Here is a 13,088-nt window from a genome sequence, read left to right on the forward strand (position 1 = left end):
TCCGAGCGTGTTTCCGCGCCTGATCAAAGCGTCAATCGGCCTTCTTGTTTTGAGTCGAGCCACCACTCAAAGGCGACAGTGCACCAGTCTCGCTATCCGTATCCTTGTAATTGAGGGAAGTGATCTGTTCGGAGATCAGCCCAATCAGAAAGATGATGACCGATGCACAGAATAAGAGAAGACTCATGTTCGTGAATCGAGACTGAGTGATATAAGTGAAAAGGTAGTAACCAAGCCCCGTCGTGAAGAACGCTGCACTGGCCGGTAGAAACAACTTCAACGGCGCATAAAGCGTCGCGATCTTGAAGATGATGATCAGAAATCGCAGACCGTCGTGGATTGGGCGAATGTGGCTCTTGCCGATCCTGGCTGCCGCTTCAATATCGATGAAATCCACCGGAAAGCCCGAGCGCATGAAGGCCATGGTGATCGTGGTGGGGTACGAAAAGCCGTTGGGCAGCAGATAGAGGTACTTGCGGAATTTCGCGGCTCTGGCGGCGCGGAACCCCGATGTCAGGTCGGGGATGGTGTGTCCGGTGACGATCGACGCGACCAGGTTGTAGACGCCATTGGCCATCAGTCGGCCGGTATTGGCGTGAGACTTTGCCGTGGCGCGGGCGCCCACGACCATGTCGAAACCCTCATCCAGTCGCTCGAGCAGCCTTGGGATATCTGCAGGATTGTGCTGGCCGTCGCCGTCAAGAAACACCAGGATTTCGCCGGACGCGTTTCGGGCCCCAGTCTTGACCGCGGCGCCGTTGCCCAGGCTGTGCGGGTGGCTGATTACGCGGGCGCCGGCGCGCTTTGCGGTTTCGGCGGTCTTGTCCGTCGATCCGTCGTCGATGACCAGTGTTTCAGCATCCGGGTAGCGCGCGACGATGTCTTCGACCAGCCCACCGATGGCGCCTTCCTCGTTCTTTGCCGGAATGATGATGGACAGTGTTCGCGCGCTCATCGCGGGCCGGTGCTTCGACTGGGAACAGGCTAAAAGTATGACAGAAATGGACGGGAGGCTACAGTCTGTCGGGGCGGGGCTGGATCTCGATGGGCTCATGGATGCGCGTAAGCGCCTGCGCCTTTAGAACCATCGCCTCGAGGAACTGCTCGCGTTCGAGTTCGGGAAGATCGCGCGCATGTCGGAGCGCCAAGTCTCACGGCGCTACTTCACCGGGCAATAAAATACTTGAAACTTTCACTAAGTGAAAGTATTCTGCATTTTATGCAGAAGTTGTCCGAGCTTGTTGTGAGTGCCGGTCTGGGGCAGCGGATCTTTTCGGACCGTGAGCTCGCCTGGGTCATTGAAGGGTCGGCGCAGCGGCGCTACAACCTGGTCAATAGGGCGCTGAAGGCGGGTGAGCTGGTGCGATTGAGTCGCGGCCTGTACATGCTGGAACCATCCATCTCTGGGGTGCGGCCGCATTCGTTTGTAGTTGCGCAGGCATTGCGGCCGGGTTCGTTCGTGTCGTTCGAGTCAGCGCTGTCATGGCACGGATGCATTCCAGAGGCTGTTCGCCAGGTGCGGAGCGTGACGCCCGGGCGGCGAAGCGCCCGATTCGACGTGCCCGGCTACGGTGAATTTCGGTTCTTTCCGCTAGCCGTGAAGCCGGGGCAGTTGCTGGCCGGTGTCGAGCGCCACGAACTGGATGCCGGTGTTGCGCTGGTTGCCGCACCGCTTCGTGCGTTGTTCGACCTGTGTTGCTGCCTGAAGATCGAGGTCGACGCCCTGGCCGATTTTGTGGGCGGTTTGCGTATGAACCCGGAGTGGCTCGCAAAGTTGACTGCTGCCGATATCCATCGCTACAACGACGTCTATCGCTTTCGGAAGATGAAAACTATTGTCGAAAGGCTGGCCGAAGAGGTCGCGGCATGATCGAACTGCTGCAACAACGCCTGGCCGCGTACCAGGCAGCCGATGGCCTGGCGGAGGAGCAGGCACTCAAGGAAATTCTGCAGGAGCTGGTGCTCTATGCGCTATGGCGGAACGGTTTTTTCGAGCAGGCGGCTTTTCAGGGTGGGACAAGTTTACGGATTTTGTATGGGTTGCCTCGATTCTCCGAGGACATGGATTTCATCCTCATCGAGCCTGATGATTCCTTTGCCTGGCGGTCCGTGGCCGCGGGAATTGAAGAGGTTTTGCTGGAATTCGGGGTAACCATTGAACTGACTGAGCCTCGGCAGGCGCAGGGCGCTGTTCGCCGCACGATGGTGAAGGACGACTCGCTCGCGGGCCTGCTGCAATTGGGCTTTCGCGACGGCGCGCCAGGGCGCAAGTTAAGGGTAAAGCTCGAGATCGATACCAGGCCACCGCTCGGGTCGGGTTGGGAGCGGCACTTTCCGGATTTTCCGGCGGATTTTCTGGTGGTAAGCCAGGATTTGCCGAGCAACTTCGCCCTGAAGCTGCATGCACTCCTGTGTCGGCCCTATCTCAAGGGGCGCGACTGGTTCGATTTTCTTTGGTATGTCCGTCGTGGCGTGCAGCCGAACCTGAAGCATTTGGGCAATGCGCTGGAGCAGTACGGAGCTTGGGCGGGTCGTGGCGTGCACGTGGAACCTGCTTGGCTTAAACAGGCACTAGGAGACAAGATCGAAGATATCGATTGGAGCGCCGCGGCTAAAGACGTTGAGCCGTTCCTGTCAGAATCCGAACGGCACAGCCTTCAGCTATGGGGGCGAGAGATGTTTCGGGACCGGTTGAATCGGTTGATACCCGGGTAGCTGTGCAGGGACTTGTTGAGCCATTTTGTGATGCCGGTCACGATCTGCTATTGTCGGCGGCGTTGACTAAGGCGGCAATCAGGGGACGCGGTGGCTTGGTGGCTGCCGTGTTTGGGGCAGGCGGTTGAGGGACAACAGGACCAGCAGGGGATGACAACCAGCGGAAAGCTATTCGGCCCGGCGCGGGGTCTGGGCGAGCTCGTGGATGCGCGGGAGCTCTCGGGCCTCTTGCTCGATGTCATTCCGGGCATTTTCTACCTCATCGACACGCGCAAGCGCCTGCGCCTGTGGAACCATCGCCTCGAGGAGCTGACCGGGTTCGAGTCCGGGACGATCGCGCGCATGTCGGCGTTGGAGTTCTTCGAGGAAGCGGACCAGGCCTCGGTCGAGGCGGCGCTGGAGCGGTGCCTGGTCGAGGGCTATTCGGCCATCGACGCGGCCGTGCTCACCTCGCGCGGCGCCAGCCCGCCGCATCACTTCCAGGGCCGGCGGGTGGAGGTCAACGGCGAGCACATGGTGGCCGGGGTCGCACTCGACGTCTCCCGCCTGAAGGCCGTCGAAGCGGATCACGCGCGCCAGCGCATCCAGCTCGAGCGCCTGGCCAGCCACGTGCCCGGCACGGTCTACCAGCTGCAGCGCGACGCCGGCACCGGCCGGCTGTGGATGCCGTACGCGAGCACCAAGTTTCCCGAGGTCTTCGGCACCGACTACGCCGGCGTGGCCGAGGACGCCATGCCGCTGTTCGATCGCATCCACGAAAACGACCGCTCGCGAGTGATGGCGGCGGTGGAGCAAAGCGCCGAGACGCTCGAGCCTTTCTTCGAGCATTTCCGGATGTACCCGATCGACCGACCGCGCAGCGACGATTACCTGGAGTGGGTGGAGGTCGATTCGGGGCCCGAGCAGCTCGCCGACGGCAGCGTGATGTGGCACGGCTTCGCGCGCCTGGTCACGCAGCGCCGCCAGCTCGAACGCAAGCTCACGCGACTGGCCTACTACGACGAACTGACCGGCCTGCCCAACCGCGCGCATCTGCATTCGACCCTGCGCGACGAGCTCAAGCTGGCGGCTGCCGCCCGCGAAGGCCTGGCGGTGCTCTACCTGGACGTCGACAACTTCAACGACATCAACGACGCCTGGAGCCACGCCGCCGGCGACCGCCTGCTACAGGAGGTGGCCGAGCGGCTGGATTCACTCGTCTCGGGCGAGGGCGTGCTTGGTCGGATCGGCGGCGACGAATTCCTGGTGGTGCTGCGGGGGCCGAACGCCGGCGAACGCGCCGAGAGCCTCAGCGACGAGATCTGCCGCACCATGGAAGCGCCCATGCGCCTGGACCAGCGCCAGGTGCGCATGACGATCTCGATCGGGATCAGCCTGTTTCCCGACGATGCCGAATCGGCCGAAGACATGGTGCGCCACGCCGACGCGGCCGTGTACAAAGCCAAGTCGCAGGGGCCGGGGTGCTGGGCCCGCTACACGCGCGAGCTGACCGAGGCCGCACGCGCCCGCCGCTACCTGGAGACAGAGCTGCGCAGCGCCATCGAGCGCGAGCAGATCCAGGTCTCCCTGCAGCCCATCGTGTCCTTGAGCGACGGCCGTCGCGTGGCGGTCGAGGCCCTGGCGCGCTGGTATCACTGGGAAGACGGCTGGCTCTCGCCCGACCGCTTCGTGGCCATGGCCGAAAAGCGCGGCCTGGTGGCGGCCCTGGGCGAGCAGGTCTATCGCCGCGCCATGCACGCCGTGGCCAGAATGAGCGGCGTCAACCTGGCCCTCAACGCCGCACCCAGCCAGCTGCAGGACCCGTCCTTCTGCTCGGGCCTGCTCGCCCTGGGCGAGGCCGCCGGCCTCGGCCCTGAACGCTTGGAGGTGGAGATCACCGAGCGCGCCTTCATGCGCGACAGCGCCGAATCGCTCAAGCAGATCGGCCGCCTGCGCGAGGCCGGCATCAGCGTCACCATCGACGATTTCGGCACCGGGTTTTCGTCCCTGGGTTATCTCAGGCGGCTGCCGGTCCAGCACCTCAAGATCGACCGCACTTTCGTGCGCCACATCGAAGACGATGCCGCCAGCGCCGCCATCGTGCGCGCCATCACCCACCTGGCGCACGACCTGGGCATGGAAGTCACCGCCGAGGGCGTGGAAACCGCCGCCGAAGCGGATTTCGTGCGCAGCGTCGGCTGCGATTATGCCCAGGGCTGGTACTACGGACGGCCGGACCTGGTGGACTGAAGGGTTCAGGTTTCAGGTTTCAGGGTTCAGGGTTCAGGGTTCAGGGTTCAGGGTTCAGGGTTCAGGAAAAGAAGGGATGGAGTCACGTAGGATGCGTGGAGGCGCAGCCGTAACGCATCAGCCACGCCAGCCGGGAGCCGATGCGTTGCGCTGTCGCTCCACGCATCCTACGAGTCCCATTTCCGTTCGCAATGGCGCCCCCGGATTCACGCCGCGTCGTCCACCTCCCAGTCGGGAAAGACCAGAACGGCGGGGTGGCAGGAAAGCGCGCGCCAGAGTCTTGGCGCGTTCAACGCCGAGGTTCACGCGTCCGTTCTCGATGGCCGAAATCGTGGACTGTGCGATGCCGGTCCGTTCCGCAAGCTCGTTCTGGCTCAGTTCCTGCAACTCGCGCAGGATGCGAACCGATTCGCCCGGCGAAACCTTGACGCGTGCCGGTGCCTGAACGAATTCTGTGTCGCGCGTCCCTTTTGAGGGCATCAGGATCACCTGATCGGTTGGTGGGGACTCTATTTACAGGAAACCATGCTTGCGTATACGCTGTCAATAATGATTGAAGTAGTGGTTGACACAAGCGTGGTCGTCTCTGCGCTGAGGTCTGATGGTGGCGCCTCGCGCCGCGTGTTGCGTCGCTGTTTCGACGGTGACTTTCGGCCTCTCTTCGGCAATGCCTTGTGGCTGGAGTACGAGGATGTACTAAAGCGGGACAATTGGGACAAGGCAACAACAGAGATGGAACGGTTGACGGTCGTTGCTTCGCTCGCTTCGGTGGGTAGATGGGTATCAATCTACTTCGGTTGGAGGCCCAATCTTCCGGACGAAGGAGACAATCACCTTTATGAACTGGCGGTCGCGGGAGCTTCAGAAGCGATCATCACTCACAATCTCCGCGACTTTCGCGGCGCTGAACTCAAATGGAACAGGCCTCGGGTGGTGACACCGGCCCAGGCGTTGGAGCTAGAGATATGAGTACATTGACGATTCGACTTCCGGACGACACGGCAGAAAGGCTTCGATCGCTGGCCAAGGCCAGGGGGCTCAGTGTCAACAAGCTGATGGAGGAGTTGAGTACCCAGGCCATCGCAACTTTCGACGCGGAAAACAGGTTTCGGGCAATGGCGCGTCACGGTGATCTCGATGAGGCGCGGCGAATTCTGGATCGACTCGATTCGGCGTAGATTGGCGCTAATTCGCCTTCAGACGAGTTGGCAGCCTGGTCTCGAAGAATGTGTGCTCCTCGGAGACTGGTGAGATTTGCGTAGGATGCGTGGAGCGCCAGCGCAACGCATCTGTTTCTGCCCTGGGGTTCAGGCGGCCGTTCTCGCCCGCCACTGGCACTGCAGGCAGCGTGCGATGGGGTCGTTGCTCGGGCGTGCGTTGGCGGCGAAGGGGCAGTCGGCCGGGGCGCGGGTGGCCTGCGTCGACGGGCCCGAGCGCGTCCCCCCCAGGCCGAAGCGCTCCCAGACCTTCTCGTGGAAGAAGTACGCGACGGTGTTGATCGCCGGCTCGATCATGGCCACCGCACCGCCCAGGGCCAGGCTGCCGGTCATCAGGTAGACCACGGCGAAGGCCACGGTCATGTGCATGATGGCGAATGTGAAGGTTTTTCGGCTGGCCATTGGGGCGATCCTGATCGGTCTGAATGGAAACAATAATGACTCGCGTGCATTGAGACAAGTGATTATCAAGATTGTTTCCATAGCGAACGGATATGGAGGCCTGACTCGCGCCCGCCTTTGACGTAGCATGCGAAAGCAGGATCCCACCAGACGCTGCCGACATGACCGATCGCCTCGAACTGCGCGCCGCCCGACCGGGCGACGAACTGCTGCTGCTCGACCTTATCCGCGAGCTGGCCGAATATGAACGCCTGTCCCACGAAGTCGAGGCCACGCCCGGCGATCTGTCCGAGTCGCTGTTCGGCGGCGGCGCGGTGGCCGAGGCCGTGATCGCCCAGTGGGAAGGCCAGCCGGTCGGGTTTGCCCTGTTCTTCCGCAATTTCTCCACCTTCGTCGGCCGCCCCGGGCTGTACCTGGAAGATCTCTACGTGCGCGAAACCCACCGCGGCAAGGGCATTGGCAAGGCGCTGCTGCTGCACCTGGCCGGCATCGCCCGCGCGCGAAACTACGGCCGAATGGAGTGGAGCGTGCTCGACTGGAACCAGCCCGCCATCGATTTCTACAACAGCCTAGGCGCCAGGCCCATGTCGGACTGGACAGTCTTCCGCCTCGACGAACACGCCCTTGCCAGCCTCCCGAACAGCCAAACCGATTCGTAGGATGCGTGAAGGCGCAGCCGCAACGCATCAGCCACGCCAGCCGGGAGCCGATGCGTTGCGCTGACGCTCCACGCATCCTACGAAGCTTCGCGGCCCTCGCGCCCTCGCGTAGGGGGGGTTCAGCGTCGATCCACCCCAAACGCAGCCCTCGCGGCCCAACCAGCCGCCCGGCCAACCCGCCAACCGTTTCCGTAGGATGCGTGGAGGCGCAGCCGTAACGCATCAGCCACGCCAACCGGGAGCCGATGCGTTGCGCTAACGCTCCACGCATCCTACGAAGCTCTACCGCCCTCGCAGCTTCGCGTGAAGCGTTTCCAGCGCCTATCCAGCCCCACCACAGCCCACGCGGCCGAACCAGCCGCCCAACCAACCAGCCAACCGTTTCCGTAGGATGCGTGGAGGCGCAGCCGCAACGCATCAGCCACGCCAACCGGGAGCCGATGCGTTGCGCTCACGCTCCACGCATCCTACGAAGTTCCGCGACCCTCGCGCCTTGGCGTGAGGCGTTTCTAGCGTCGATTCAGCCCGCCACAGCCCTCGCGGCCGATCCAGCCGCCCAGCCACCCAGCCAACCAGCCAACCAGCCAACCGTTTCCGTAGGATGCGTGGAGGCGCAGCCGCAACGCATCAGCCACGCCATGCGGGAGCCGATGCGTTGCGCTCACACTCCACGCATCCGACGAAGTTTCGCGGCCCTCGCGCCTTTTGATTAAATTGTCCAATTTGTCCATAATGGAACGAATCAATCGAAGGTTGCCGCCATGAAGCACGTCTCGTCCACCGAAGCCAAGCAGCGATTCGCGGCCATACTCGACGCCGCGCAGCACGAACCGGTGACGATCAGGCGCCAGAACCGGGAAGTCGCGGTGGTCCTTTCCACGCGCGAATACGAGCGTCTGCACGGGCTGAATGTCCAGGAATTCGAGAATTTTTGTGATGCGATGGCGCAAGCGGCCCGAAAACGTGGCCTGACCGAAGACGACCTCGAGAAACTGCTCGCCGATGACCGATGAACGGCCGCTGACGGTCGTCGTCGATACCAACATCCTTATCAGCCGACTCCTGGCGCCTCAGTCGGCGCCGGCGAGGGCCCTGTCTCATGCCGTTCGACACGGCCGCCTGCTTGCGTCCTCCGAAACGCTTGCGGAGCTTGCAGAAGTGCTTGGCCGGGCGAAGTTCGACCGCTATCTCAGCCTGGACGAGCGCCAGCAGTTCATGCGCCTGCTGGGCCGTATCGTGGATATGCCCCCGATCACCCATCGGTTCTCGGATTGCCGAGATCCGTCGGACAACAAGTTTCTCGACCTGGCCGTCAGCGGTCAGGCAAGTGTCCTGATCACCGGTGACCGGGACCTGCTGGAACTCCACCCATTCCGGGGCATCCCCATCATCACCCCCGCCTCGTATCTGCACTCCACACCCAAGCCCTGAAATATCCGAAGTCCACGCGGCCCAGCCAACCCGCCAACCCCACAACCCGCCTCGTAGGATGCGTGAAGGCGCAGCCGTAACGCATCAGCCACGCCCAACGGGAGCCGATGCGTTCCGCTACCGCTCCACACATCCTACGAAACCACCAACCCCGAACGCCATCCGTCACCCGTAATCCGTCATCCGCCATCCGTAGGATGCGTGGAGGCGAAGCCGTAACGCATCAGTCACGCCCACCGGGAGCCGATGCGTTCCGCTACCGCTCCACACATCCTACGAAACCACCAACCCCGAACGCCATCCGTCACCCGTAATCCGTCATCCGCCATCCGTAGGATGCGTGGAGGCGCAGCCGCAACGCATCAGCCACGCCAAGCGGGAGCCGATGCGTTGCGCTCACGCTCCACGCATCCTACGAAGCTCCGCGGCCCTCGCAGCTTCGCGTGAAGCGTTTCCAGCGCCGATTCAGCCCGACCACAGCAGCCCTCGTGGCCGAACCAGTCGTCCAGCCAACCAGCCAAGCGTTTCCGTAGGATGCGTGGAGGCGCAGCCGTAACGCATCAGCCACGCCAACCGGGAGCCGATGCGTTGCGCTCACGCTCCACGCATCCTACGAAGCTCCGCGGCCCTCGCAGCTTCGCGTGGAGCGTTTCCAGCGCCGATTCAGCCCCACCATAGCCCACGCGGCTGAACCAGCCGCCCGGCCAACCAGCCAACCGTTTCCGTAGGATGCGTGGAGGCGCAGCCGTAACGCATCAGCCACGCCAACCGGGAGCCGATGCGTTGCGCTCACGCTCCACGCATCCGACGAAGCTCCGCGGCCCTCGCGCCTTCGCATGAGGCATTTGCAGCCTCCATCGCAGCCCACGCTGCCGAACCAGCCAACCAGCCAACCAGCCAACCAGCCAACCAGCCAACCAGCCAACCAGCCAACCGTCGCTCTTAAGCTCCCATTAAGCCGGAATGTGGCACACTGCACATCACTACTCCAACGAAAAATCGGTTGCCATCGTGTCAACTACGCAGGACGTCATTTCGGAAGGGGAGGTGACTCGGCTGCTTTCGGAGCTGCGCGAGCAGCCTGAAACCATCGATCAGATTTTGCCCCTCATCTACGACGACCTGCGCGAGGTCGCTCGCTGCCAGCAGGCGCGCTTCGGCGCTACGCCGACCTTGCAGACCACCGAGCTGGTGCACGAAGCCTTCCTCAAACTGCGCAACAGCGCCGATCAGAACATTCGCAACCGCATGCACCTCAAGCGGCTTTCCTCGCTGGCCATTCGCCAGCTCATCGTCGACCACGCCCGCAGCAAGCTCGCGGCCAAGCGCGGTTCCGGCCAGACCCCGCTGAGTCTCAACGAAGAACTCGCCGGCGCGCCCAGCGGCAGCGAGGAAACCGTGCTGCAGATCGACGAGGCCCTGGCCCGGCTCGAGGAGGCCAACCCGCGCCTGGCCGAGGTGGTCATTGCCCGCTTTTTCGGCGGACAGACGGCCGAGGAGATTGCCGAGATGCTCGATATTTCCGTGCGCACCGTCCAGCGCGACTGGGAGCGTGCGCGGGCCTGGCTGCTGGTGGAAATGCAGGGCTGAGGCATGCCCGAAGCCCCTGAACGCAAGCCTGCCGGACGCCTGACGCCCGCCCGTCGACGACTGCTCGACCGGCTTCTCGACGAACTGCTCGATCGCCCGTCTTCCGAGCGCGGCGCCGCGCTCGAGCGCATCCGCGCCCGCGCGCCGCGCCTGGGTGCCTGGCTGGCGCGCCTGCACGCTGCCAGCACTGAACCCGGCGGCCTGCTCGACGAATCCGCCCAGCCGATGGTCGGTGACGCGCTCGATGCACGCATGAGCCGCGACGATCGCGCGCTGGAGCCAGGCACCCGCCTGGGCCCCTGGCGCGTGCTCGAGCCGATCGGGACCGGCGGCATGGGCGCGGTCTACCGGGCCGAGCGCGCCGACGGCGCTTTCGACATGCAGGTGGCCGTCAAGCTTATCCGCGGCTTCAGCGATGACCTGGCCCGGCTGCTGACCTTCGAGCGTCAGACCCTGGCCCGCCTGAACCACCCCGGCATCGCGCGCCTGCTCGACGGCGGCGTCAGCGATGACGGGCGCCCCTACCTGGTGATGGACTGGGTCGAGGGCGAGAACCTCGACGAGTGGTGCGACCGGCGGCAACCCGGCCCGAGCGAAGTGCTCAGGGTCTTCAAGGAAGCCTGCGAGGCAGTCGCCGCCGCCCATCGCGAGTTGATCGTCCACGGCGATATCAAGCCGGCCAACCTCAAGGTGACCGACAGCGGACGTGTGTGCCTGCTCGACTTCGGCGTCGCCCGACTGCTCGACCGCGACATGCAGCAGGATCTGCCGGCGGCCATGACCCCCGGCTATGCCGCGCCCGAAGTGCTCGAGGGGCAGCCGGTTTCGACCGCCGCCGATATCTATGGCCTGGGCGCCTTGCTCAACTGGCTGGTCCACGGCGACTGCGCCGCGTCACCCGGCCAGGCATCGCCCGGGCAGGGCTGGCGGCGCTTTCATCGCCTGCGCGATGTCGAGGCCATCATCGAGCGCGCCACCCACACCGATCCGGCCATGCGCTACGCCACGGTCAACGCCATGGCGCTCGACATCGATCGGCTGGAGAATGACCTCCCCGTTCGTGCGCGGCGCAGCGGCATGTTCGAGCGCCTGGGCCTGTGGGCACGCCGCCACACGGTCGGGGCCGCACTTGGCGCGCTGGCCGTGGTCTTGCTCGTCGGCGGCGTGTCCGCGGTGGTCTGGCAGGCGCGCGTGGCCGCGGTCGAACGCGATCTGGCACAAGCGGAGGCCGCCCGTTCCAAGGCGCTGCGCGAACACCTCACGCTGCTGTTTCGAGAGGTCGGCAGTCTCTCCGACGACACCGAGGACATGACCGCGCGCGAGCTGCTCGACCGTACTGCCGAAGTAGCCGGGGAATGGCTGGCCAACGACCCGGATCTTCGCCAGCAGGTCAACGCCGTGCTCGGCGAGATCATGATCGCGCTCAACGACTACGCCGCGGCCGAGCCCCTGCTGGCCGATTTTGCCGCCGGCGACGAGGGCACCGAGAATCCCCTGCTGCACGCCATCGCGCTGCTTGACATGGCGCAGGTGCACCACCGGCGCGGGCGCGTCAAGGAAGGTCTGGCGGCGGCCGATGAGGCGATGGAGATTCTCGAGTCGCTGCCGGGCGCACACCCGGCGCGCCTGTCCGATGCGCTGCAGATCCGCGGGCGCCTGCACCGCGACCTGGGCCAGTGGAATCGGGCCGTGGCCGACCTGCGTCGTGCCCGCGACCTGGCGCTGGAGGTTTCCGCCGGTCCGCGTCCGCTGATGGCGCGGGCCGAGAACAACCTGGCGGTGACCCTGCTCATGGGCGGCGAGCTCGAAGAATCCGCGCGCCATTTCGAGTCGGCCGAGGCGCTGTGGCTGGCGCTCGAACGCGGCGACTCCAGCGACGGCCTGTCGGTCACCGCCAACCTCGCCACCGTGCTCGAACGCCTCGGGCGCCTCGAAGAAGCCCAGCAGCGCCTGAAACGCGTCATCGACATCCGCCGCGAACAATACGGCCCGTCCGGCGCCATGGCGGCCGCCCAGCTCAGCCTGGGGCGGATGCTGGTGGTGCGCGGCAAGCTCGACGAAGCCGAAACCCATCTCGAGCGCGCGCGCGAGGTCTTTGCCCGGTTCATCGGCGACGACACGCCGGACTACGCCGCCGCGCTGCTCGGCCTGGGCGAACTGGCCGAGGCCCGCGGGCGCCTGGAGCAAGCGCTGGAGCGCTATACCGAATCGCGCGACATCATGACCGGGCTGCTCGGCCCGACCCATCCCTACAGCATCCAGACCCGCCTGGCCGTGCTCAACGTGCAGCGGCGCCTCGGCGAAGCGGTCGACCCCGAAGCCTACGAGGCCCTGGCGGCCGATGCCGAGGCGGCGGGAAGCTCGGCGCTCTCGGCGCTCTCGGTCCTCGCCTGCGAACGCGCCCGCCACGCCCTCGAGCGCGGCCACGCCGACCAAGCCCGGGAACGGGCCGGGCAATGCCTGGACCTGCGGCGCCAACTCGGCCTGGGCGGCTGGCGAATCACCGAAGCCGAGGCCCTACTCGCCACCGCCGAGTCCCCCGAAGGCGCAAAGAGCGAAAAGACCCGAAACCTGGTCAACCGCCTGGCAAAGGAAATGAACCCCGACCACCCCGCCGTCACCCGCTTCGAGCAACTCAACCCGTAGGAAGCGCGAAGGCAAGACCGCAACGCAGCGGCCTCAACTCGTAGGATGCGTGAAGGCGAAGCCGCAACGCATCAGCCACGCCCACACGGGAGCCGATGCGTTCCGCTACCGCTCCACACATCCTACGAAACCACCAACCCCGAACGCCATCCGTCACCCGTTAACCGTCGACCGTGCCCCGTGATCCGTGCCCCGTGCC

At 64.7% G+C, this 13,088-nt stretch carries 12 protein-coding genes and 2 pseudogenes; 10 read left to right on the top strand and 4 right to left on the bottom strand.

Annotated features, from left to right (window positions below):
• Positions 1-31: 31 nt before the first annotated feature.
• Complete coding sequence (locus ACDC67_RS14570) at positions 32-955, bottom strand: glycosyltransferase family 2 protein (protein WP_376694306.1); 924 nt, start codon at positions 953-955, stop codon at positions 32-34.
• Between the two features lie 58 nt (positions 956-1,013).
• Positions 1,014-1,148, bottom strand: coding sequence for a hypothetical protein (locus ACDC67_RS14575; RefSeq protein ID WP_376694308.1), 135 nt, complete (start codon positions 1,146-1,148; stop codon positions 1,014-1,016).
• A 35-nt stretch (positions 1,149-1,183) separates the two neighbouring features.
• Here ACDC67_RS14575 and ACDC67_RS14580 point away from each other — a divergent pair, with 35 nt between their 5' ends.
• The 3 genes from ACDC67_RS14580 (at position 1,184) to ACDC67_RS14590 (ending at position 4,944) form a co-directional block, all read left to right on the top strand.
• Entirely contained in the window at positions 1,184-1,870 is a 687-nt protein-coding gene (locus ACDC67_RS14580; RefSeq protein ID WP_376694310.1) for a type IV toxin-antitoxin system AbiEi family antitoxin domain-containing protein, read from the top strand.
• The gene (locus tag ACDC67_RS14585; protein ID WP_376694312.1) at positions 1,867-2,715 is read left to right on the top strand and encodes a nucleotidyl transferase AbiEii/AbiGii toxin family protein; all 849 of its coding nucleotides are present in this window, start codon (positions 1,867-1,869) and stop codon (positions 2,713-2,715) included. Before ACDC67_RS14580 ends, ACDC67_RS14585 begins: the two co-directional genes overlap by 4 nt.
• A 150-nt stretch (positions 2,716-2,865) precedes the next feature.
• Entirely contained in the window at positions 2,866-4,944 is a 2,079-nt protein-coding gene (locus ACDC67_RS14590; protein ID WP_376694314.1) for a putative bifunctional diguanylate cyclase/phosphodiesterase, read from the top strand.
• 206 nt (positions 4,945-5,150) lie between these two features.
• Here the strand turns inward: ACDC67_RS14590 and ACDC67_RS14595 are convergent.
• Positions 5,151-5,424: pseudogene (locus ACDC67_RS14595) on the bottom strand (helix-turn-helix transcriptional regulator).
• A gap of 69 nt (positions 5,425-5,493) precedes the next feature.
• On the opposite strand from ACDC67_RS14595, the gene ACDC67_RS14600 reads away from it, so the two are divergent.
• Together ACDC67_RS14600 and ACDC67_RS14605 are read left to right on the top strand one after the other, a co-directional pair.
• A complete protein-coding gene (locus tag ACDC67_RS14600) occupies positions 5,494-5,913 on the top strand; it encodes a putative toxin-antitoxin system toxin component, PIN family (RefSeq protein ID WP_376694316.1) in 420 nt (139 codons plus the stop codon).
• Entirely contained in the window at positions 5,910-6,122 is a 213-nt protein-coding gene (locus ACDC67_RS14605) for a ribbon-helix-helix protein, CopG family (protein ID WP_376694317.1), read from the top strand. Before ACDC67_RS14600 ends, ACDC67_RS14605 begins: the two co-directional genes overlap by 4 nt.
• A 276-nt stretch (positions 6,123-6,398) precedes the next feature.
• Here the strand turns inward: ACDC67_RS14605 and ACDC67_RS14610 are convergent.
• Positions 6,399-6,563: pseudogene (locus ACDC67_RS14610) on the bottom strand (DUF2061 domain-containing protein); the annotation flags it as partial.
• 161 nt (positions 6,564-6,724) lie between these two features.
• Between ACDC67_RS14610 and ACDC67_RS14615 the strand changes: the two are divergent.
• The 5 genes from ACDC67_RS14615 to ACDC67_RS14640 all read left to right on the top strand — a co-directional run bounded on the left by ACDC67_RS14615 (position 6,725) and on the right by ACDC67_RS14640 (position 12,889).
• On the top strand, positions 6,725-7,222 hold the full coding sequence (locus ACDC67_RS14615; protein ID WP_376694319.1) for a GNAT family N-acetyltransferase: 498 nt from the start codon (positions 6,725-6,727) through the stop codon (positions 7,220-7,222).
• Positions 7,223-7,983: 761 nt separating this feature from the next.
• On the top strand, positions 7,984-8,235 hold the full coding sequence (locus tag ACDC67_RS14620; RefSeq protein WP_376694321.1) for a type II toxin-antitoxin system Phd/YefM family antitoxin: 252 nt from the start codon (positions 7,984-7,986) through the stop codon (positions 8,233-8,235).
• The gene (locus ACDC67_RS14625; RefSeq protein WP_376694323.1) at positions 8,225-8,653 is read left to right on the top strand and encodes a putative toxin-antitoxin system toxin component, PIN family; all 429 of its coding nucleotides are present in this window, start codon (positions 8,225-8,227) and stop codon (positions 8,651-8,653) included. Before ACDC67_RS14620 ends, ACDC67_RS14625 begins: the two co-directional genes overlap by 11 nt.
• A 1,047-nt stretch (positions 8,654-9,700) precedes the next feature.
• Positions 9,701-10,243, top strand: coding sequence for an ECF-type sigma factor (locus ACDC67_RS14635; RefSeq protein WP_376694326.1), 543 nt, complete (start codon positions 9,701-9,703; stop codon positions 10,241-10,243).
• 3 nt (positions 10,244-10,246) lie between these two features.
• A complete protein-coding gene (locus ACDC67_RS14640) occupies positions 10,247-12,889 on the top strand; it encodes a serine/threonine-protein kinase (protein ID WP_376694328.1) in 2,643 nt (880 codons plus the stop codon).
• Positions 12,890-13,088 lie beyond the last annotated feature (199 nt).

This window comes from Wenzhouxiangella indolica, assembly GCF_042310355.1.
Classification (GTDB): domain Bacteria; phylum Pseudomonadota; class Gammaproteobacteria; order Xanthomonadales; family Wenzhouxiangellaceae; genus Wenzhouxiangella.